The sequence below is a fragment of the Rhodovulum sp. PH10 genome (assembly GCF_000293785.1).
In the GTDB taxonomy this organism is placed as follows: Bacteria; Pseudomonadota; Alphaproteobacteria; order Rhizobiales; family Xanthobacteraceae; genus Rhodoplanes.
Genome location: NZ_AKZI01000213.1, coordinates 1 through 345, shown reverse-complemented (window position 1 = coordinate 345; position 345 = coordinate 1). Strand labels below are relative to the sequence as shown.

The following is a 345-nucleotide window of genomic DNA, read 5'->3' as shown; positions in this document are numbered from 1 at the left end:
CCCTCACGATCCAGCAGGATGAAATAGGAATGCGCCGTGCTCTTGGGTGGCAGATCCTTCGGCAGCGCCTGCCACTGGCAGCCCGTCCACAGCACGTAGAAGATCGCGTCGAGAACCGCGCGCACATTCACCGAGCGGCGGCGACCACCCCGCCGGGCCGGCGGGATCAGCGGCTCGATCAGCGCCCATTCGGCGTCGGTGAGATCGCTCGGATAACGAAGACCGCGTCGGTCCGCGGCAACGCGGTGTTCGGGCTTCCACATCGGTGCCTCCGCTGGCGAATCACGGTGGCATTACGGAATCACAACCGATTCCCGAGACTCAACAACTTCTCGGATCGGCTCT

At 64.3% G+C, this 345-nt stretch carries 1 protein-coding gene; it reads right to left on the bottom strand.

What is annotated here, in order from left to right; translation table 11 throughout:
- A partial coding sequence (locus tag A33M_RS21570; protein WP_040622535.1) for a transposase occupies window positions 1-263 on the bottom strand: 263 nt, incomplete at its 3' end.
- Between the last annotated feature and the right edge of the window lie 82 nt (window positions 264-345).